21 protein-coding genes are annotated in these 19,408 nt (G+C 53.6%); 9 read left to right on the forward strand and 12 right to left on the reverse strand.

The window, feature by feature from the left end:
• Positions 1–7: 7 nt before the first annotated feature.
• Together ruvA and rpsT are read right to left on the reverse strand one after the other, a co-directional pair.
• Positions 8–613: a Holliday junction branch migration protein RuvA gene (gene ruvA / locus WBP50_RS09780; RefSeq protein ID WP_423933968.1), complete on the reverse strand. Its 606-nt coding sequence runs from the start codon at positions 611–613 to the stop codon at positions 8–10.
• Positions 614–721: 108 nt separating this feature from the next.
• Positions 722–997 (reverse strand): 30S ribosomal protein S20, encoded by a 276-nt coding sequence (rpsT, locus tag WBP50_RS09785; protein ID WP_292003476.1) that lies wholly within the window; start codon positions 995–997, stop codon positions 722–724.
• Positions 998–1,271: 274 nt separating this feature from the next.
• On the opposite strand from rpsT, the gene glmM reads away from it, so the two are divergent.
• The gene (gene glmM, locus WBP50_RS09790) at positions 1,272–2,708 is read left to right on the forward strand and encodes a phosphoglucosamine mutase (protein ID WP_423933971.1); all 1,437 of its coding nucleotides are present in this window, start codon (positions 1,272–1,274) and stop codon (positions 2,706–2,708) included.
• Between the two features lie 28 nt (positions 2,709–2,736).
• The gene (locus WBP50_RS09795) at positions 2,737–4,557 is read left to right on the forward strand and encodes an ABC transporter ATP-binding protein (RefSeq protein ID WP_423933973.1); all 1,821 of its coding nucleotides are present in this window, start codon (positions 2,737–2,739) and stop codon (positions 4,555–4,557) included.
• Positions 4,558–4,694: 137 nt separating this feature from the next.
• Here the strand turns inward: WBP50_RS09795 and WBP50_RS09800 are convergent, their stop codons facing one another.
• Positions 4,695–5,963: an ABC transporter permease gene (locus WBP50_RS09800; RefSeq protein ID WP_423933975.1), complete on the reverse strand. Its 1,269-nt coding sequence runs from the start codon at positions 5,961–5,963 to the stop codon at positions 4,695–4,697.
• A 102-nt stretch (positions 5,964–6,065) separates the two neighbouring features.
• On the opposite strand from WBP50_RS09800, the gene fni reads away from it, so the two are divergent.
• From fni to WBP50_RS09835, 7 genes are all read left to right on the forward strand, one after another.
• Entirely contained in the window at positions 6,066–7,148 is a 1,083-nt protein-coding gene (fni, locus tag WBP50_RS09805; protein WP_423933977.1) for a type 2 isopentenyl-diphosphate Delta-isomerase, read from the forward strand.
• Positions 7,148–8,146, forward strand: a complete 999-nt coding sequence (locus WBP50_RS09810) for a polyprenyl synthetase family protein (RefSeq protein ID WP_423933980.1) — start codon at positions 7,148–7,150, stop codon at positions 8,144–8,146. Before fni ends, WBP50_RS09810 begins: the two co-directional genes overlap by 1 nt.
• A 10-nt stretch (positions 8,147–8,156) precedes the next feature.
• The gene (gene dprA / locus WBP50_RS09815; protein ID WP_423933981.1) at positions 8,157–9,311 is read left to right on the forward strand and encodes a DNA-processing protein DprA; all 1,155 of its coding nucleotides are present in this window, start codon (positions 8,157–8,159) and stop codon (positions 9,309–9,311) included.
• A gap of 185 nt (positions 9,312–9,496) precedes the next feature.
• A complete protein-coding gene (locus WBP50_RS09820) occupies positions 9,497–10,006 on the forward strand; it encodes an OmpH family outer membrane protein (protein ID WP_423933983.1) in 510 nt (169 codons plus the stop codon).
• A gap of 18 nt (positions 10,007–10,024) precedes the next feature.
• Positions 10,025–10,570 carry an LPS export ABC transporter periplasmic protein LptC gene (lptC, locus tag WBP50_RS09825; RefSeq protein WP_423933984.1) on the forward strand — a complete coding sequence of 182 codons (546 nt, stop codon included), beginning with the start codon at positions 10,025–10,027 and terminating at the stop codon, positions 10,568–10,570.
• A gap of 16 nt (positions 10,571–10,586) precedes the next feature.
• Positions 10,587–10,973 carry an aspartate 1-decarboxylase gene (gene panD / locus WBP50_RS09830; RefSeq protein WP_423933986.1) on the forward strand — a complete coding sequence of 129 codons (387 nt, stop codon included), beginning with the start codon at positions 10,587–10,589 and terminating at the stop codon, positions 10,971–10,973.
• A gap of 33 nt (positions 10,974–11,006) precedes the next feature.
• Positions 11,007–11,744: a sugar phosphate nucleotidyltransferase gene (locus tag WBP50_RS09835; protein ID WP_423933987.1), complete on the forward strand. Its 738-nt coding sequence runs from the start codon at positions 11,007–11,009 to the stop codon at positions 11,742–11,744.
• A gap of 18 nt (positions 11,745–11,762) precedes the next feature.
• On the opposite strand, the gene WBP50_RS09840 is transcribed toward WBP50_RS09835, so the two are convergent.
• The 9 genes from WBP50_RS09840 to infB form a co-directional block, all read right to left on the reverse strand.
• A complete protein-coding gene (locus tag WBP50_RS09840) occupies positions 11,763–12,260 on the reverse strand; it encodes a VOC family protein (RefSeq protein WP_423934065.1) in 498 nt (165 codons plus the stop codon).
• On the reverse strand, positions 12,238–12,591 hold the full coding sequence (locus tag WBP50_RS09845; protein WP_423933989.1) for a DNA-directed RNA polymerase subunit omega: 354 nt from the start codon (positions 12,589–12,591) through the stop codon (positions 12,238–12,240). Before WBP50_RS09845 ends, WBP50_RS09840 begins: the two co-directional genes overlap by 23 nt.
• Positions 12,592–12,603: 12 nt before the next feature.
• Positions 12,604–13,185 carry a guanylate kinase gene (gene gmk / locus WBP50_RS09850; protein WP_423934067.1) on the reverse strand — a complete coding sequence of 194 codons (582 nt, stop codon included), beginning with the start codon at positions 13,183–13,185 and terminating at the stop codon, positions 12,604–12,606.
• A 7-nt stretch (positions 13,186–13,192) separates the two neighbouring features.
• Entirely contained in the window at positions 13,193–14,080 is an 888-nt protein-coding gene (locus WBP50_RS09855; protein ID WP_423933992.1) for a YicC/YloC family endoribonuclease, read from the reverse strand.
• 81 nt (positions 14,081–14,161) lie between these two features.
• Positions 14,162–14,431 carry a 30S ribosomal protein S15 gene (gene rpsO / locus WBP50_RS09860; protein ID WP_423933994.1) on the reverse strand — a complete coding sequence of 90 codons (270 nt, stop codon included), beginning with the start codon at positions 14,429–14,431 and terminating at the stop codon, positions 14,162–14,164.
• A gap of 45 nt (positions 14,432–14,476) precedes the next feature.
• Positions 14,477–15,442 (reverse strand): bifunctional riboflavin kinase/FAD synthetase, encoded by a 966-nt coding sequence (locus WBP50_RS09865; protein WP_423933996.1) that lies wholly within the window; start codon positions 15,440–15,442, stop codon positions 14,477–14,479.
• A gap of 7 nt (positions 15,443–15,449) precedes the next feature.
• Complete coding sequence (gene truB / locus WBP50_RS09870) at positions 15,450–16,181, reverse strand: tRNA pseudouridine(55) synthase TruB (RefSeq protein WP_423933998.1); 732 nt, start codon at positions 16,179–16,181, stop codon at positions 15,450–15,452.
• Positions 16,182–16,206: 25 nt separating this feature from the next.
• Positions 16,207–16,566, reverse strand: coding sequence for a 30S ribosome-binding factor RbfA (gene rbfA / locus WBP50_RS09875; RefSeq protein WP_423933999.1), 360 nt, complete (start codon positions 16,564–16,566; stop codon positions 16,207–16,209).
• Positions 16,567–16,584: 18 nt separating this feature from the next.
• Positions 16,585–19,356: a translation initiation factor IF-2 gene (gene infB, locus WBP50_RS09880; protein WP_423934000.1), complete on the reverse strand. Its 2,772-nt coding sequence runs from the start codon at positions 19,354–19,356 to the stop codon at positions 16,585–16,587.
• Between the last annotated feature and the right edge of the window lie 52 nt (positions 19,357–19,408).

Below are 19,408 nucleotides of genomic sequence, written 5' to 3' on the forward strand. Positions count from 1 at the left end.
GCTGCAGCTAACTGTTATGAATGGAAACAAGCGCGGATTTCAGCACCGCTTCGACACCGAAAGATGGATTGGCTTCGAGAATGCCCGTTACCGCTTTCTGCACCGCAGGCCGGGGAAAACCGAGGGTCACGAGGGCTGCGACGGCATCATCCCTGACGCTGGAACTCTGGCGGATACCTGAACCGGTCGGCTTTTCGGAAGCCGGAGAGAGCTTCAGAATTCTGTCTCTCAGTTCGAGAATGATCCTTGCCGCGGTTTTTTTCCCGACGCCGCTGATACCGTAAAGTTTTTCAGGAGCATTGGCCATGATGGCTTCATGCACCTCATGAACCTGCATTCCCGAGAGTACCGCCAAAGCGAGCTTCGGACCCACTCCTGTTGTCAGAATAAGCAGACGGAAAAGCTGGAGCTCGGCTTCGCTTGAAAAACCGTAAAGCTGCATGGCGTCCTCCCGGACGGAGAGATGCGAAAACAGCAGCACCTCTTCACCCGGCAAAGGAAGCTGACGATAGGTAAATGCGGAAATGAGGAGCCGGTACCCTACGCCGGATACATCGACAACCGCTTCTTCCGGCAGTGCTGAAAACAGCCTGCCGCGAAAATATGCAAACATGAGTGGAGTATCTGTACCCTTCCATTGTTCGCTGCATGTACAGCGGACAACGGAAGAATATCGTAACAATGAAAACCGGGCAGGTACCGGGTAACAGGAACGTCCGGCTTACTCGGCGTTGCCGTAACTGTTGAAAAGCCTGGTCAGCTGCGCTTTCTTGCGGGAAGCTTTATTGGCGTGGATGTAACGTTTGACGCCCAGACGGTCGAGCTTCTGGACAGCCGAACGGTAGGCGGTCTCAACTTCGCTCTTGTCTGCGCGGGAATCGATCAGCTTCTGCATGTTCTTCAGAAGCACTTTCAGTTCCTTTTTTCTTGCCCTGTTCCTGGCGTTTCTTCTCTCTGACTGACGGAGTCTTTTCTCAGCCGATTTGTGTAGAGGCATAAACGGATGCTGTTAGAGTATTGGTCTATTGTGTTCAATAAAGAAAAGGCATGCAATATACAAGAATAAGAGAAAAATCAAAAACAAAAAACGCCCCTTCCTTCTTTCATCCGACGACCTTCAACAGGTAAGGGCTTTGCGGATGAAGATAGCCGGAAGAGGGGGAAGGCGGAGAAGGAATGGCGGGTTTTTGTTATATTGCCTCAGCTTTTTTGACATTACGGAACAGTCAAAGCAATCCTGCACTCTTCTCAACGATAACCGTCCGACCGATATGAGCCTGATGATAAGCGTTTCCGGTATCAGAGGCGTGGTAGGCGAAAGCCTCACTCCGAAAAATCTCACAGCATTCGCTTCGGCTTTTGCCACATGGATACAACGTTCAAAGGAAACGGGCAATCCAGCTTCCGGCGGCCTCAGACCGCGTATCGTTATCGGAAGGGATACCCGCCCGACGGGAAAACAGATCGCAGGGCTTGTCGGCAACGTCCTGGCTCTTGGCGGCTGCGATGTCATTGACATCGGCGTAGCTACAACTCCCACGGTCGAAATGGCAACTACCGCCGAGAAGGCTGACGGAGGACTGATCATCACCGCTTCACACAACCCCGTCGAATGGAACGCCCTTAAAATGCTGAACCACCGGGGGGAATTCCTCACCGCTGAAGAGGTGGACAGCCTTCTGGCCATTGCCGCCGAAGAGGCCTTTCCCGCTGCTCCGTGGAACCGCATCGGCAGCATCAGCTGCAGCGAAAGCTACGACAGGCATCACATCGACGCCATTCTGGAAATGCCGTTTATCGATCCGGAGGCCATCGCCGGAGAAAATTACCGGGTACTCGTCGATTGCGTGGAAGGCGCCGGTTATGCAATCGTCCCCGAACTTTGCCGGAGACTCGGCATCGGCAATCTCACCCTCACCGCCTGCGAAGGCACCGGACTCTTCCCCCGCAATCCGGAACCAGTGGAAGAGAACCTTGCCGGAACCATCGACCTGATGCGCAGTTCCGGATGCGATTTCGGCCTGATCGTGGATCCCGATGTCGACCGCCTCGCCGTGATCTGCGAAGATGGCTCGCTTTTCGGTGAAGAGTACAGCCTGGTGGCCTGTGCCGATTTCTATCTCGGCATCAACAGGGGACCGGTTGTCAACAATCTTTCAAGCAGCCGGGCGCTGGCAGATATCGCCGGGCGCCATGAGGTGCCCTGTTACAGTGCAAAGGTCGGAGAAGCGAATGTCACGGCCATGATGAAAGAGGTCGGAGCATCCATAGGCGGCGAAGGCAACGGAGGCATCATCCTCCCCGAACTGCATTACGGAAGGGATGCCCTTGCCGGTATCGCTCTCTTCGTGCAGGCGTTTACCGGATGGCGCAGAAAAAACCGCGGGGGCGGACTCCGGGAATTCAGGCGGCAGTTCCCGGAATATGCCATGGCGAAAGAAAAAATACGGCTCGGCTCACTCAGTGCCGAAAAGCTCGACACCATGTTTCGTGAAATTGCAGCCGACTATCCTGAAGCCGCAGTCAGCCGGCTTGACGGACTGAAACTCGATTTCAGGGAAAGCTGGGCACATCTGCGCCCTTCGAATACCGAGCCGATCGTGAGAATTTATACCGAAGCTCCGACAAAGGAAAAAGCCGAAAGGCTTGCAGCTGAAATGATGGAACGTATCGGGAAAAAAAGTATCTCTCCGGAAGACGCTTCATGAACCACCGTTTCCAACCTGACAATTTCATATGAGTAATGCCTCAGGGGCTGCAGAAAGCTTCAGACCGCAGCAGGATGAAACACTGAAAAAAAACCGGAAGGGATCGATAGACCGCTTTATCGTATCAAAACTTCTGGCCTACATCAAGCCCTACAAAAGTCTCATAGCCGCCGCGGTATTCATCACGCTCGCCGGATCGGTCTTCGGGCCGATCCGGCCCTATCTCACCAAGATCGCCATTGACGACAACATTGCCGGAAACGACCTTCACGGGCTTGCCCTGACCAGCATGCTGCTTGCCGTGGTAATCCTTCTCGACGGCCTTAAACAGTATGGCGCGACCTGGATCACGCAGATTATCGGACAGAAAGCCGTTTTCAACATCAGAATGGATGTTTTCCGGCATCTGCAGAAACTTCCCGCCCGTTTCTACGACCGGAATCCCATAGGAAGGCTTATCACGAGAATCACCAATGATGTCGAATCGCTCAATGAAATGCTATCGAGCGGAATCATCTCCATTCTCGGCGATTTCGCGCAGCTGCTCTTTATCGTCGTGATCATGTTATGGCTCGACTGGCAGCTCACCCTTCTGGTGCTCGCCATCCTTCCGCTGATGCTCTACGCAACCCTCGCGTTCAAAAACAGGGTCCGCTCGGCGTTCATGGATGTACGCACCCATCTGGCAAGGCTGAACACTTTTTTTCAGGAACACATCGCAGGAATGAACATTGTGCAGCTTTTCGGGCGTGAGGAGAGCGCGTTTGCCGGTTATGCCGCCATCAATGCCGATCATCGCGACGCCAACATACGGACCGTTTTCTATTTTTCGCTCTACTACCCCATCATTGAACTGCTCAGCTCTGTTGCCGCAGGGCTGGTTATCTGGTACAGCGGCGTGCGGCTGCTGAAAGCCGATCTCACCATCGGGGTGGTCATTTCATTTGTACAGTACATCTGGCTTTTTTTCAGGCCGCTGCAGCACCTTTCCGATAAATTCAACATCATGCAGACCGCCGTTACCAGTTCCGACCGCATCTTCAGACTGCTTGAGGAGCCGGAGGAAAACTGCGGAAGCGAAGAGAACTCCCCCGAACTGTCGTTCGGAGAGTCCATCGCGTTCCGGAATGTCTGGTTTGCCTATGACAATGAGAACTGGGTGCTCAAAGACCTTTCGATGGAGATCCGGCATGGCGAAAAAATAGCTATCGTCGGCGCCACAGGCAGCGGGAAAACCACCATTATCAATATTCTTTCCGGCCTCTACCCATACAGCAGGGGCTCGGTACAGCTCGATGGCGTTGAACTGAACACCATTGCCGGCAGCTCGCTGCGCAGGCTCATCGGAGTGGTCATGCAGGATGTCCTTCTCTTTTCAGGAACACTCAGGGAGAATCTCGCATTCGGCAATCCCGGCATCAGCGACAGCCAGATTACCGAAGCCGCCCGGATCGTCGGGGCGGACCGGTTTATCAGCCAGCTTCCCGGAGGCTATCAGTACAGAGTCAGGGAAAACGGCACAGGGTTGTCCACAGGGCAGAAACAGCTGATTGCCTTTGTACGCGCGCTGCTCTACAATCCCCGGATTCTCGTGCTCGACGAAGCCACCAGCTCCATCGATACCGAAACCGAACAGCTTATCGAGGCGGCAACAGCCGAGATCATGCAGGGAAGGACATCGATCATGATCGCCCACCGGCTCTCGACCATCCAGAAAGCAGACCGGATCATCGTGCTGCACAAGGGTCTGATCAGGGAAACCGGCACGCATCAGGAACTGCTTGCCATGAGGGGGCTCTACTACAAGCTCTACCTGCTGCAGCATCCCGAAGGAAAACAGGATCAGTGAACAGCTGAAAATCGTCGAGAGAGCAGCAAAAGCAAGGCGGACGGAGCGCGGGAACCGGAGTGTACAAAAGGCACATGAGGATTACGAGCACCGCCCAACGCAGCAATTGAGGCTCAAAGCAGATATGCAGCTGTTCACTACAGACTGCTGTCGCGCAGCACCTGAACCGGTTCGAGTCTGGCGGCTTTTGCCGAAGGAAGGATCGCTGAAATGGTGCTGATGAAAACGGTCACTCCGATTACATAGACAAAATAGAGCGGATTCTGGGACATGCTGAATCCCGTTTTCGTCAGGGGTCCCTGTGAATTCTCCACCGGAATGCTGGCAAACAGATTGATGGAACCCACGGCAAGCACCCCACCGGCAAGAGCTCCGGCCAGACCTACCATAAAACCTTCGAGAATGAACATGCCTACCAGCTGCAGGGCGGAAAATCCGAAGGATTTCATGATGGCTATGTCACGACTTTTCTCGAAAACCGTTGTTACCAGAATGTTGGCCACTCCGAACCCTGAAACAACTCCCACAAAGGCAACAAGCGAAAACACGATGTAGCCGATTCTGGCAAAAAGCGAAAGGACGCTTGCGTTCTGCTCCTGCCAGGTTACCGCGCGGTAACCGGTCACCTTTTCCAGCTCGCGGGCAAGCAGTCCGTTCTCGAACGGCTCCCTTACCTTGAGGGCAATACCGGTAACCTTGCTGGAGGGCAGTCCCTCGATGATCTGGCCGAGCTTCAGCGAACCCACGACACTGTTGTCCACGACATTGACGCCGGTAAAGAAAATACCGGCCACCTTGCACTGTCGGCTCTGGCCTGAAGCCGGAATGATGATGATCTCGTCGTTCACCTTGAGTTTCATGTCACGGGCTATGGTCCTGCCGACAAGAAGGGCATTGGCGGTTTTTTTGAACGCGCCGAGATCGCCGCTCTGCAGTTTGCTGCCGATACCGCTGATTCTGTCCTCTTTTTCGATATCCACACCCTTAAAAAGAAGCGGTTCGTTGCGGTTTCCCTTGACCGCCATGACCTGCGACTCGACATACGGGGATACGGCAAGCAGCTCTCTCCTGTAGAGTGGCGAATCGAAAACGACCTGCATCTGCCGGTAGTTCCTTACCTCTTCCCGCTCCTGTTTTTTGATATTATCTTCAACAACGGCAACCGAAGCGCCTCCCGGCGTGCTGAGAATGTCAACCGGCACAGGATTTATTTTTTCACCTTTCAGGGTGATATGAGGCGCAACATTGACGATGGTATCGACAAACGAGTCAAGAAGACCTCTGGTAAGGGAGATCGTGGTAATGAGCACCATGGTGCTGACCGCTACGCCGGCAATGGTGGTGAAGGTCTGCCTGCGTCGACCCGAAAGGTGGCGCAGGGCAATATCAAACAGCGTTTTCAGCATGACGGAGAGCCATTGACCGGCTAAAAAGTTGGGATATTTTTATTAAGTTATAGTTTTAAACTCAGGTACACGAAAACCTGAAGGAAACCGATACAGGGCGGTATGAGTGACGAACTCTCCAATATAACAATTGAACGGAAGCATAACCATGTGGAGCTCTGCCTGCATGATGATGTCTGTTTCGACCTGAAAACCTCGGGGTTCGAACAATTCGAATTCCTGCACAACGCCCTGCCGGAGCTGCGCTTTTCCGATATCGATCTGTCCACACCCTTTCTCGGCCGCCGGATAGGCGCGCCGCTCATGATCTCGTCCATGACCGGGGGATTTGGCGAAGCCGTAACGCTCAACCGACGCTTTGCCGAAGCAGCCGAACATTTCAGGATTCCGCTCGGCATCGGCAGTATGCGTCAGGCGCTTGAAAACAGCTCCCAGCGGGAAAGCTTTTCGGTTGTCAGAAAATATGCTCCGTCCGTTCAGGTTTTCGCCAATATCGGAGCCCCTGAAGTAGCCAGGGGGTTGAGTGCGACAGCTATTCATACCCTGCTTGAACTGATAGAAGCAGACGCCCTGATTGTACATCTCAATGCCGCCCAGGAGATGTTCCAGCCGGAAGGAGATACCGATTTCCGTCGTGTGCTCGAAGAACTCGCCCGACTTACGGCATCACTCCCTGTACCGGTCATTGTCAAAGAGGTCGGCTGCGGTATATCCGGAGAGTGTGCCCGAAAGCTGCTGGATGCCGGGGTACAGGTTATCGACGTTGCGGGCGCCGGCGGCATCAGCTGGCAGAAAGTCGAAGAGTGCCGCTACCTGCGCCGGACCGGCAGGGAAAACCGGTTCAGCCCCGAAGCTCTCGGGGAGCTGCTGAACTGGGGCATTCCCACTGCCCGATGCCTTATCGAGGTGGCCGGTCTCAGAGAAATACCGGCATATGAACATGCGTCCATTATCGCTTCCGGAGGCATCGTGAGCGGCATGGATATTGCAAAGGCCCTTGCTCTGGGCGCAAACATCGCCGCATCGGCTGGTCGCCTGCTCAAGGCCCTGCACGAAGAAAGACTCGAAGAGACTATTGAAACCTGGCTCAACGATCTCAGGGCCGTCATGTTTCTGACCGGAACCGCCTCTCCGGAAAAGCTCCAGAAAAAGCATCTTGCCAATAAACATCGACTGTTTTTGTAATGACTACCACCCTCACTCCGGCGCTCGTCGACGAGAAATACCGCAGCTACCATAAGCGGATCAACGAGGCTCTCTCGGGATGCTTCAGTGCAGACAATCCGGTCACGCTTTATGCTCCGGCCCGATACATCCTTGAGGGAAAAGGCAAGCGAATCCGGCCGTTTCTGACCCTGCTTGCCGCGGAAGCCGTCTCCGGCACAGCAGACGAGGCCCTCAACGCAGCACTTGCCGTGGAAATCCTGCATAACTTCACCCTCATGCATGACGACATCATGGACGAGGCTGACCTCAGGCACGGTCGACCTACCGTCCACAAACAGTGGAACACCAATGCCGCCATTCTTTCAGGCGACATGATGATCGCCTATGCCTACGAACTTGCACTGCAATCGAAAACAGAACGGCACCGGGAGCTGATTCACATCCTCAATCACGCAAATATCACGATCTGTGAAGGCCAGGCGCTCGACATGGAACTCGAGGAGAAAAAAAACGCCTCGATTGCCGATTATCTCGATATGATTGCAAAAAAAACCGGGCGACTGATTTCCGCTGCTCTTGAAGCCGGCGGTGTTGCCGGAAACGCCACCGGGGAACAGCTTCAGGCGCTGGTAACCTTCGGGGAGAAGATCGGAAGGGCGTTCCAGATCCAGGACGATTATCTCGATATCATGGCAGATGACGGCAAATCGGGTAAAATACCCGGAGGAGATGTCATCAAGGGCAAAAAAACCTATCTGCTGCTTCGCTCGATCGAACTCACCTCGGGAGAAGACCACCGGCTGCTTCGTTCGATCATCGACAATAACGGCATAGGCGCCGAGCGGGTCAACGAAGTAAGGGAGATTTTCGAACGGTGCGGAGTACTCGACGAAACCCGCGAACTGATACACCGCGAAACAGCGGAAGCGCTGGCGGCTATCGAACAACTTCCGTTTGCTGAAGGACGGGAATACCTGAAAGGGTTTGCCGGCATCCTCGTGAAGAGGGACTTCTGAAAATCCGGAGATGACCACCCTGCCGGCCGGCAGAGAAGCCGCGTTCCTCATGCTTGTGCTTTCCCGGATTCCGGGTCTCGGACCGGCCAGAATCAATGCCATAATCAGTCGCTTCGGAGGATCACCCGATCTGCTTCACGCCGGAGCAGACGACTTTCAGAGGATTACAGGAATCGGAGAACAGCTCTCGGGCGAGATTGCCGGTTTTCTTCGTCAGCCTGAAAAACGCCGGGCGGCCGAACAGGAAGCCATCGGCCAGTTTGAGGCGCTCGAACGGTGCAATGCCCGACTCGTCACCATTCTTGATCCGGGCTATCCCTCACTGCTCAAAGAGATCTATGACCCTCCGCCCGTTCTGTTTATACGGGGATCTCTCCCGAACCCGGAACAGCCGTCCATTGCGGTGGTCGGCACCAGAAAAGCTTCTGCTTACGGAAAACAGGCATCAATGGAAATCTCGGGAGAACTGGCTCTCCGGGGTGTTCTCGTCGTCAGCGGTCTGGCCTACGGCATCGACAGCGCCGCTCATGAAGCCGCACTCCGGGCCGGAGGAAAAACCGTTGCCGTGCTTGCCGGCGGTGTGGACGACATCTATACAGACCCGAGAGGAAGGCTTTGGCCGAAAATCATCGAGCAAGGCGCACTTGTTTCCGAAGAGTGGTTTGGTTCGGAAATGCTGCCTGCAAAGTTTCCGAAAAGAAACCGGATTATTTCTGGTATGACGCAGGGCACTCTTGTCGTCGAATCCGATCTGAAAGGCGGTGCCCTTATTACCGCTTCATACGCTCTCGAACAGAACCGTGAAGTGTTCGCCGTACCGGGAAGCATCTATTCGGGAAATTCGAGGGGCACGAACAGGCTGATCCAGACCGGCCAGGCCAAGGCCGTTCTCTCGGTTGATGATATTCTTGAAGAACTGCCGGCTCCTCCCATCGACACCGTCAAGCAGCAGCAGGAACCCGCGATCGTCCGGGCGGAACTTTCCAGGGAGGAAAATGAACTGATGAGGTTCATCGGTGAGGAACCGGTACATCTCGACACGCTTGCCCTGAGGAGCGGACTGGACATCTCCGTACTGCTTGTCCTGCTCTTCGAACTCGAACTTAAAAAAACCGTCAGGCAGCTGCCTGGCCAGTTTTTTCAGAAAACGCGACGGCATCCGTAACGGAGGGAACATGTCGGAACGGCAAAGATTCCCCGGTTTTTATGGATTTTATCAGGGAATTCTTACCTTTGAGAGGTATAAAATCAAGTTATACCTCGCGTACAAGGTTATCAACAACTAAAATGAAAAGATACATGATGAAAATGATGCATGGAGCCGGGCGTATGATGAACATGTCCCGCAGAATGATAACAGCTGTGATCCTCGGCGTTCTCCTTGTATTCCCGGCTACGTTTGTCGCACAGGGAGCTGAAAAAATCGGCGTCGTGGATTTCAGCAAAATCATTCAGCAGATGCCTGAAACGAAAAAAGCTGAAACCACCCTGCAGGCAACCGCAGCTCCGCTTCAGAAGGAGCTCGACCGTCTCAAGCAGGATTTCGAAAAATCACTTGCCGCCTATAAACAGCAGGCTCCAACCATGACGAAAGCGGCACGAGAGCAGAAGGAAAAAGAACTGAACCTTAAAGGCCAGGCTGTCCAGAAGTACCAGCAGGAAAAGTTCGGACGTGGAGGAATGGTTGACAAGAAAGAGCAGGAACTGATTGCCCCGATCCGCCAGAAAGCACTTTCTGCAGTGCAGGCACAGGCACAGAAAGACGGGTTCAGCCTTGTTCTTGACAAGTCGGTCATGGTTTACGGCTCCCAGGAACATGACCTGACGGCCAAGGTTATGAATCAGCTGAATATCAAATAATACCGTTACAGGCCACCATTGAAACTGCCTCTCTTTTTTCTGCTTCTGGCGGTTATGCTGTCTTCAGGCGGCTGCGGCGCTCCCGGCGGGGAGCGTCGTTCGCTTGAACCCGATTTCAACACAGAAAACCATCCTGCACAGGAAAGCTGGAACATGACGCTTTATCTTACGGATGCCGGCATCCGCAAGGGATCTGTAAAGGCCGGCCATGCTGCAGAATACCGCAACAGGGAAAAAAATACCTACTATCTCGACCGCGGCGTTACGGTTGTCTTTTACGGCAGGAAAGGAAACCCTCCGACAACCATCAGGGCCGACAAGGCGGTTATCCATGAGAACCAGGACATCGATGCTTCCGGCAATGTCGTCGTCACGGCAGGGAACAATACCGTTATCAGAACCGCATATCTCAGGCGAACGGCAAAAGACGCGATGATACGCTCAAACCGGCATGTAACGATTACCCGTGAGGACGGAACCATACAGGGACAAGGTTTTGAAAGCGATCAGTCCCTGAAACGGTACCGGATATTCCAGGGAAGCGGCGAAGGATTAATCAAATAAACAGTTCACTCTCTTCATGAAATTACATCTGCTCAAATCAAAAATACATAACGCAATCGTAACAAGTGGCGACCTTGAATATGAAGGCAGTATCACTATCGACAGCGAACTGCTCGACATGGTGGAAATGATTCCGAATGAAAAGGTACTCGTGGTCAATAACAATAACGGTGAGCGCTTTGAAACCTACATCATAAAAGGCGTTCACGGCTCAAGGGTGATCCAGCTCAACGGTGCAGCGGCACGATGCGCCCTGCCTGGCGATGAAATCATTATCATGACCTTCGCGATCATGGATGCAGAGGAAGCCCGCGCGCACAAGCCGATGGTCCTGATCGTCGACCGTGAAAACAACCCCAAGCGCAGGCACCGGGTAGGCGAAGAAGACGAACAGCTCGGTTGAACGGTTACAACCACTTTCATTCAATAGCGACACATGGCTCTTGCAATACTGATCATGGCTGCCGGCAAAGGCACCCGGATGAAATCCGACCTCCCGAAGGTACTGCACCAGGCAAACGGCAAACCGGTGATCGAGCATGTACTCGATACGGCAGGCCGACTGAATCCGGATAAAACCGTACTGATTGTCGGCCATCAGGCCGAACTGGTCTCAGAGGCCACCCGAAGTTATCCCGTTACACCGGTAGTGCAGGAGCCGCAGCTCGGTACCGGTCATGCCGTCATGCAGGCGGAAGCGCCACTGCGCTCTTTTTCCGGAGAGGTTCTGGTTCTCTCGGGAGATGCCCCTCTTGTCAGAAGCCGGACCCTCGAAGAGCTTCTGGCTTTCCACCGCAGGGAAAAGGCTTCCGCCACGGTGCTTACTGCAGAACTCGACGACCCGACAGGATACGGAAGAATCGTCAGAGACCGGCTGTCCGGAGACGTTCTGCGAATTGTCGAACAGAAGGATGCATCTCCTGAAGAACGACTGGTGCGTGAAACCAATTCGGGTATTTATGTATTCGACTCGAAAGTGCTTTTTGAGGCACTGGGAGAACTTCGGACGGACAATGCACAACAGGAGTATTATCTGACCGATGTCTTCGGTATCTGTTTCGGCAAAGGGGAAAAAGTCAGCGCCTGGCGGGTTGAGGACGCAGACGAAATACGTGGAATCAATACTCCGGAGCAACTCCGTGAAGCCGAGGAGCTGCTGAAACTGTCCAGATAGAGCAGTGAGGCTCCTGCCTCACTTTCTGGAGCGGCGGGGTTTTCTGGTTTCGGATTCATCGGCTATCTTCTGCCGGCTTCCGGCTGCAAGCACTGATGGAGAGGCATCATCAAGGCTTGCCTCGTCTTTCTGGATCCCGGTGGAACGCATGGAGTAGAACTCGATAAGATTTCCGTCGGGATCCATAACGAAAAATGCCCGGCCTTCGCGTCTGTGCGCCGGATGAGTGACGAGATGGACCCCACGGTCATCGAGATAGACGGCAGCTTCATCGACTTCGCCGTCGGAGGCAAGCCTGAAACCGAAATGGTCAACCCTGATATCCCTTGCTTCAGGAGCACCCGGCGTTTCCGCCTTTACCAGCACCAGCATATCGGAATTGAGACGCAGATAGGTTATGTTCGCCCCCACCCTGTGATCGATTTTCAGCCCGAGAGTGCCTGCATAAAAATCCTCGGCAAGCCTGAGGTCATTGACTCTCAGGGTGATCTGGCTAATCCCCGTCAGTTTCATCATCATCTTCAGCCTGAACCGTTTTTGTTTCCATGGATTTCTCGACAGTGTAGTCGTATTTTCCTGCAAGATACTCGGCAACCGATTTGTGCGAAGCTTTCTCACGGCCTTCGAATTCAAGGCTGATCGCTATCTGTTCAGGGAAAATCCGGTCCGATTCGGACTCGCTGGCAGGGTTCCGGATCATCTCCTTGTAGGGAAGCAGTTTTTCTTCAAGCTCGGACCGCTCCTCTTCATGTATCTGGCGCGCTCTTTTTGAAATAGCGACAACCGTTTCGTACAAATTGGCGTGCGCGCTCCTGAGCGTATTCAAATCAACAGGTTTAACCGACATATGTCTTTAGATTTACGTAGTTGAAAGGAATCTCGTAATTTTCTCTGTAATCTCTCCGACCGCTCTCTCCAGAGTGTCGTTCACAACAGTTTCATCGAACTCGCCGGCATGCGCAAGCTCGAGTGAGGCCCGGTCAAGCCGTTCCTGAAGACCGTCCTGATCTGCTCCACCCCTCTTTATAAGTCGCTCCCTGAGCGTATCCATATCGGGAGGCTTGATAAAGACAAGCAACGCACTGTCCGGAAAGAGTTTTTTCAGGTTCAGGGCGCCTTTGACGTCGAGATCGAGAAGCAGGTTTCGACCCGCGTCAATTGCTTCACGGGTCTTGTCGAGCAATGTCCCGTAGTAATTACCGAAAAAAAATTCATATTCGATAAAACCGCCCTGCCGTATCCGCTCTTCGAAATCCTGCCTGTCGAGAAAATAGTAGTGAATACCATGCTCTTCACCGGGACGTTTCTGGCGAGTGGTTGCAGAAACGGAAAATGCAAGATCCCCTACCCGCTCGAGCACCTCCCGGGCAATGGTGGACTTGCCGGTACCCGACGGCGCTGAAAAAACAATCAGCTTTCCTTTGGGAGCGTGTTCCTCCATGATCGTCTCACTCAATATTCTGCAGCTGCTCGCGGATTTTTTCAAGCTCCTCCTTGATGTGAACGATCTGCTGGGAGATTTCCGCATTCTGCGACTTCGAGGCGATGGTATTTGCCTCGCGAAGCTGCTCCTGAAGAAGGAAATTCAGTTTTCTGCCGGTACCGCTTTCGTTGTTGTGCAGCTCTTCGAGAAAAAACTTGTTGTGACTGGCAAAACGGATCAGCTCTTCGGTAATGTCGAGCTTCTCGGCGGCAAGCACAAGCTCCATTTCAAGACGGTCTCGGCTATAGGCAATATCCCGGCCTGCAACGCTCTCGACCTTTGCGGCAAGCCGCTTGCGGACCAGTTCGACATTTTCCTGTGAGAGCCGGCTGATACCGGCCAGAGTGGTTTCAATGCCTGCAATCCGGGCAGCAAAGTCCAGCGAGAGTTCTTCACCCTCCCTGCGGCGCATGGCCTTAAGGGCTTCGACGGCCTCGGGAAGCACGGAACGGACAGCGGGCCACAACCATTCGGCGTTTTCGTCCCGGCCTGTTTCGTTATCGAATATTTCGGAAAACTTCAGAATGTGTTCGAGCGCCACAGGCGCTTCTATGCCTGCTTCAAGTCTGACCGTTTCGAGAAGTTCCCTGTACGCTTTCACCCGCGAAGGGTTCACGACAACCGGAATCTGCTGGTCCCGTTCGGTCTGAAGCTGAATCAACAGCGATATTTTTCCCCGCTGAAAGCGGGAACGGATGAGATCCCTTACCTCCAGCTCATAGCTCGACAGCTGACGGGGAAGCTTTACACTGATTTCCGCAAACCGGTTGTTAACCGAACGAAGCTCGGCAAGAATCCTCACACCATTTTCCACACGTTCCGCACTGCCATACCCGGTCATACTTTCCAACATAGCATCTCCCTTGCTGCGTTCTCTGTTTGAAGAAAAGCTGCAGGATCATTTCCCGCAGAAATCAGGCAACAATAAAACAGCTTACTTGCGAAGATCAAGTTCGGCAATCACTTTGCGGTAGCGGTCAATATCTACGTTCTTCAGGTAGTTCAGCACTTTTTTGCGTTTGCCGACCAGCATGAGCAGGCCGCGGCGGGAGTGCTTGTCTTTGGGATGCTGCTGAAGATGGCCGGTAAGATCGGTGATTCTGCGGCTGAACAGGGCAACCTGGACTTCGGCTTTTCCGGTATTCTGGCCGGCTCCGCCGAACTGCGTGACGATTTCGCTCTTGTTCTCTTTAGTCAAACTCATATCGATGCATTTAGTATGTTAAATCAAATGACCTTTAATATAATATTATTCAAAAAACAACTCCATCGTTTTTTTATCTTTTTCAAGCTGCTCCCGAAGCGCCTCGAGCGAATCGAATTTTTTCTCGTCCCGGATAAATCCGTGCAGGCTGAAACGAAGCTCATTGCCATAGAGTGAGCCTGAGAAGCCCGAAATATGCGCCTCAACAATTACTCCCGCATCCTGAAGACAGAGTGTTGGCCGGGTGCCGATATTCATCATTGCCCTGTAGGTTTCCCCTTCGATCTGCGTGGTCGCCATATAGACCCCTCTGCGTGGAAGAAGTTTCGCCGGATCGAAAAGCTTCAGATTGACGGTTGGAAACCCGAGCTCGCGCCCGAGTTTACGTCCTTCCACCACAGCGCCGCTTATAACATAGGGCGCTCCGAGAAAGCTGTTTGCCTCCCTGATCTGCCCGTTTTTCAGCAGACTCCTTATCCTCGTACTCGATATATGCTCGCTGTCGATACGAAGCTCTTCAACCACCTGCACCGAAAAACCCAACCGCTCCCCAAGCCCGGCAAGCGTCGCACCGCTCCCGCTTCTGCCTTTTCCGAACCCGTGATCGTAACCGACCGTGACACTTTTTGCCGAAAGCGTTCCGGCAAGAAGCTCCTCTATGAATTTCCCGGAACTCCACCCCGCAAGTTCGGGGGTAAAACGCACAACAATCAGCAGATCGACACCCAGACCGGCAATCTGCTCGATCTTTTCGTCGAGTGTCGTAAGCACCTCGATCCGGTCGCCGGCATCGGCGTTCAGTACAAGCCGCGGATGTGGATCAAAGGTCACCACCACGCTTCTGAAAGAGTGCCGGCGTGCGGTTTCGAGCATGCTCGAAATTATTTTCCGGTGTCCGCAGTGCACGCCGTCGAATGAGCCGATTGTGACTGCCGAATCAACAGGCTCCAGCATGGCAGGCGCACCGTCGGCGTACCGGAGTCTGTGGTTATGGTATAAAATAACCTGCATCCTGATGTTAACTCCTTTGGCCGGACGAAAGAGAACGCCCTGAGAGAATGGCATCAACTGTTTCCTGAACGCTTCGTGATGCACTGACTTCATAGGAACCTATCGCTGTCCTTCGAAGCGAGGCAAGGTATCCGCCAACCCCGAGAGTCCTGCCGAACTCATGGGCAATGACCCGGATATAGGCGCCCTTTGAAACTTCCAGAACAAACGAAACATGCGGAAGCTCTATGGCCGTTATCTCAAACCGGTGAACCATGATCTCCCTCTCCCTTCGCTCCCTGACGACCTCGCCTTTACGGGCGAACTCGTAAAGCCGTCTGCCGTTATGCCAGACTGCGGAATGCATCGGAGGCTGCTGCAGGGAGGGACCGATAAATGATGCGGCAGCTTCCCGTATCTGCTGCGGTGTCAGATGGCCTGTATCACAATGTCCGTACTCGGCGGTCTCCGTATCGTGACTCTGTGTCAACGCGCCAAGCCTTATTGATCCTTCATAAACCTTGTCGAGAACCTCGAGGCTTGAAATTTCACGGGTCTTGCGTCCGGTTGCAAGAATCAGGAGCCCGGATGCTTTCGGGTCGAGAGTTCCGCAATGTCCAACCTTGCGCTTCAGGCCGCTTTTCCCGTAGGCATTCCTTACTTTGGCCACCACGTCAAACGAAGTCCAGTCTACCGGTTTATCAACCAGCAGAAACGCGCCGTCGTCGCAGCATGCCTGTTCAATACCCTGTTCCTGCATTCATTAACCTTATGCCGGATATCCGTCAATCGTGCTCTTCCGGCGTTTTTCTCACCTCTCGGAGCAGCTGCTCGATACGGCTGGCCTTTTCGTAGAGGCGATCTTCATAAAATTCAACCTCGGGAATTCTTCTGAAATGGTGACGAATACCAGCCGAAAGCAGCTTTCTGAGATACCTGGTCTCTTCGTGCAGCCATGCCATCACCTCAACCTGCTGCTTTTCAGTACCGATGATAGAGACATAGAAGCGGGCAATACTGAGATCGGCAGTTACCTTGACCGCAACAACCGTCACGAGGCCGCCACTCCGGGGAAGTTCTTTTTCAAGAATCGAACCCATTTCATGCTGAAGCAGCGAAGCTACTTTTTCAGTGCGTATCGACATAACCTCTCGCTCCGCTGTTCAGAGTTTCCGTTTCTTTTCAACAATCTTGTAAGCTTCAACAATATCTCCAACCTTGATATCATCATAATTTTTCAGGGAGACGCCGCACTCATAGCCGGCATCGACCTCCTTGACGTCGTCCTTGAAGCGCCTGAGCGCGTCGAGCTGTCCGTCATAGATCTGAACCCCCTCGCGCAGCAGGCGGACCTTGGAATCCCGGAATACTTTACCCTCAAGCACGTAACATCCGCCGACATTGCCGGCCTTCGGCACCCGGAAAACCTGACGGACTTCGAGCGAGCCGAGGCTTTCCTCGTGAAGTTCCGGCGACAGCATTCCTTCAAGCGCTTTTTCGACATCCTCAAGCACATGATAGATGACGCTGTAGAACCGGATATCGAGATCCTCCTTTTCGGCGAGCTTCTTTGCGTTGACGTTGGGCCTTACCCTGAAACCGATAATAATGGCATCTGAGGCTGCGGCAAGAAGCACGTCGGTCTCGGTAATCTGACCAACTCCCTGGTGAATGATCTGCACCTTCACCTCTTCGTTATGGATCTTCATGAGGCCGTCAGCCAGCGCCTGGATCGAACCGTCGGTATCGGCCTTGATGATCACGCTCAACTCCTTCATGAGGCCCTCCTTGATCTGACGGGCGATACTGTCGAGCTTGACCCTGGTGCTTCTGCGGAACTCGTGTTCACGGCGGATAACCTGGCGTTTCTGTGCAAGATCACGGGCATCCCTGTCGGAAACCATGACGGTCAGGGCGTCTCCTGACTGGGGAAGATCCTCGAAACCGAGCACCCTGACCGGCTGCGAAGGCCCGGCGAACAGAATGCGCTTTCCCCTTTCGTCCATCAGGGCGCGAACCTTGCCCATCGTATTGCCGGCCACGAACGGATCACCGACCTTCAGAAATCCGCGCTGTACCAGCACGGTGGAGATAACACCCTTGCCCTTGTCGAGTTCGGATTCCACAATGATGCCACTTGCTCTCACATCATGTGAAAAATTCCCTTTCAGCTCCCTGATTTCAGCCTCGGTCAGCACCTTTTCCATCAGTTCGGAAATACCGATACCTTTTTTCGCGGAAATCTCCTGGCACTGATGTTCACCGCCCCACTCCTCGACAAGCACTCCGGCTTCCGAGAGCTGGCTCTTGATTTTTTCCGGGTTCGCTTCAGGCTTGTCCATCTTGTTGACGGCCACGACAATCGGCACACCTGCTGCCTTGGCATGGTTGATTGCCTCGATGGTCTGCGGCATGACGCTGTCGTCGGCCGCAACGACGAGAATGACGATATCGGTTACCTGGGCGCCCCTGGCTCTCATGGCGGTGAACGCCTCATGGCCTGGAGTATCCAGAAAGGTGATTTTTCTCTGGCCGCCAACGGTTACCTCATAGGCGCCGATATGCTGGGTAATACCGCCCGACTCACCGGCAACGACTTTACTGTTGCGGATATAGTCGAGCAGCGAGGTTTTACCGTGATCAACATGGCCCATGATCGTCACCACCGGTGGACGTATCTGCAGATCTTCCGGCTCATCCTCCTCCACGACCACGGCCGTCGCTTCAACCTCTGAAATGAATTCGGCTTCAAAACCGAACTCAAGGGCGATAAGCTCGATCGCCTCTTTATCGAGACGCTGGTTGATGGTTACGAACTTGCCGAGTGCAAAGCATTTCTGGATGATATCCTTGGCGGTCACACCCATCAGGTCGGCAAGTTCATGCGGAGAAGCGTACTCGGTAACCCTGACGATCGCCTGCTGCGATTCACGAAACGCCTCAGCGGCTTCAAGTTCACGCTCACGCTCGATCTTGCGCATCTTTCGGAATTTCTGACGCGATCCCGTGCCTCCGCTGTCATCCATACCGCTGATGGTTGTCCTGATATTGGCCGAAATCACTTTATCGTCGACTTCCGGCTTTTTCTTTTTCTTGCCTTTCTTCTTTTTGGCGGCATCGTCAGCGGCGGTTGAAGCACCGGCTTCACCTGCCGGCTTCGCCGGCTTTTTGGCGGCAGTCTCGGCGCCGGCCTCATCCTTTACGCCTGTATCGAATTCATCCTTCAGCGCATCCGCCTGCTCCTGGAAATTCTTTTTGCGCGCCTTCTTTTTTCTATCCCCGTCACTGCCTCGTTCGAAACCGGAATGCATGTCAAGGGTGCCGATAACCGTCAGACCTCCGATGTTCTTGGGCGTTTCAAAGGAAACGAGCTGTTCGTTCACCGAAGGCTCCTCCCTGACCGGTATTTCCGGCTGCAGAGGCTCTTTTGCCAGCTCTTCGACCGGCTGCAGTTCAGCCTGAACAGGCTGCACGGACCGCTCGGACTGCTCGGGCTGATCGGAAACCTCCGGAAGATGAATGCCGGCGGCCGGAACAGGCTGATCCTCCGCTTGAAGCGGCTCGGCAGCAGCAATTTTCGGTGCCTGCGGGGCGGGATCCTTTCTCGTCTCGGAAACCACGGAAGCCGGAGACGCACTGCTGAGGGTTTCCTTCAGTTGCCGCTCCTTTTCATAGGTTTTTCTGGACTGCTCTTCGAGCCTTGTGAGCCTGCGCTGTTTCTCCTGCCTGATTTTCAAGGTCTCATCGACCATTTTCTTCTCGACACTGAAATGACCGAAAATCATTTCACGCATACCCTGATCAACCATGGAGGATGTAGAGGCCACTTTGCCCCCTTCCTGTTTGACAAACTGCAGGACTTCCTGCGGACTGACCTGAAGCTCTCTTGCTATGTCGCTGATACGGTATCTCTTTTCCATCTCCTCAATGGCCATTACATCCTCCTGTCGATTTTATAAGCTCTTTATCCTTCTCTGTTTTCTCTGA

It is taken from the genome of Chlorobium sp. (genome assembly GCF_049593655.1).
In the GTDB taxonomy this organism is placed as follows: Bacteria; Bacteroidota; Chlorobiia; order Chlorobiales; family Chlorobiaceae; genus Chlorobium.

Coding starts and splice junctions, on each gene's coding strand:
- rpsT (WP_292003476.1), bottom strand. CDS start 997: ATGCCTCTACACAAATCGGCTGAGAAAAGACTCCGTCAGTCAGAGAGA.
- WBP50_RS09795 (WP_423933973.1), top strand. CDS start 2,737: ATGAGTAATGCCTCAGGGGCTGCAGAAAGCTTCAGACCGCAGCAGGAT.
- WBP50_RS09810 (WP_423933980.1), top strand. CDS start 7,148: ATGACTACCACCCTCACTCCGGCGCTCGTCGACGAGAAATACCGCAGC.
- glmM (WP_423933971.1), top strand. CDS start 1,272: ATGAGCCTGATGATAAGCGTTTCCGGTATCAGAGGCGTGGTAGGCGAA.
- panD (WP_423933986.1), top strand. CDS start 10,587: ATGAAATTACATCTGCTCAAATCAAAAATACATAACGCAATCGTAACA.
- WBP50_RS09865 (WP_423933996.1), bottom strand. CDS start 15,442: ATGCAGGTTATTTTATACCATAACCACAGACTCCGGTACGCCGACGGT.
- rpsO (WP_423933994.1), bottom strand. CDS start 14,431: ATGAGTTTGACTAAAGAGAACAAGAGCGAAATCGTCACGCAGTTCGGC.
- gmk (WP_423934067.1), bottom strand. CDS start 13,185: ATGGAGGAACACGCTCCCAAAGGAAAGCTGATTGTTTTTTCAGCGCCG.
- WBP50_RS09845 (WP_423933989.1), bottom strand. CDS start 12,591: ATGTCGGTTAAACCTGTTGATTTGAATACGCTCAGGAGCGCGCACGCC.
- WBP50_RS09820 (WP_423933983.1), top strand. CDS start 9,497: ATGATAACAGCTGTGATCCTCGGCGTTCTCCTTGTATTCCCGGCTACG.
- dprA (WP_423933981.1), top strand. CDS start 8,157: ATGACCACCCTGCCGGCCGGCAGAGAAGCCGCGTTCCTCATGCTTGTG.
- rbfA (WP_423933999.1), bottom strand. CDS start 16,566: ATGTCGATACGCACTGAAAAAGTAGCTTCGCTGCTTCAGCATGAAATG.
- truB (WP_423933998.1), bottom strand. CDS start 16,181: ATGCAGGAACAGGGTATTGAACAGGCATGCTGCGACGACGGCGCGTTT.
- fni (WP_423933977.1), top strand. CDS start 6,066: ATGAGTGACGAACTCTCCAATATAACAATTGAACGGAAGCATAACCAT.
- WBP50_RS09800 (WP_423933975.1), bottom strand. CDS start 5,963: ATGCTGAAAACGCTGTTTGATATTGCCCTGCGCCACCTTTCGGGTCGA.
- WBP50_RS09855 (WP_423933992.1), bottom strand. CDS start 14,080: ATGTTGGAAAGTATGACCGGGTATGGCAGTGCGGAACGTGTGGAAAAT.
- WBP50_RS09835 (WP_423933987.1), top strand. CDS start 11,007: ATGGCTCTTGCAATACTGATCATGGCTGCCGGCAAAGGCACCCGGATG.
- ruvA (WP_423933968.1), bottom strand. CDS start 613: ATGTTTGCATATTTTCGCGGCAGGCTGTTTTCAGCACTGCCGGAAGAA.
- WBP50_RS09840 (WP_423934065.1), bottom strand. CDS start 12,260: ATGATGAAACTGACGGGGATTAGCCAGATCACCCTGAGAGTCAATGAC.
- infB (WP_423934000.1), bottom strand. CDS start 19,356: ATGGCCATTGAGGAGATGGAAAAGAGATACCGTATCAGCGACATAGCA.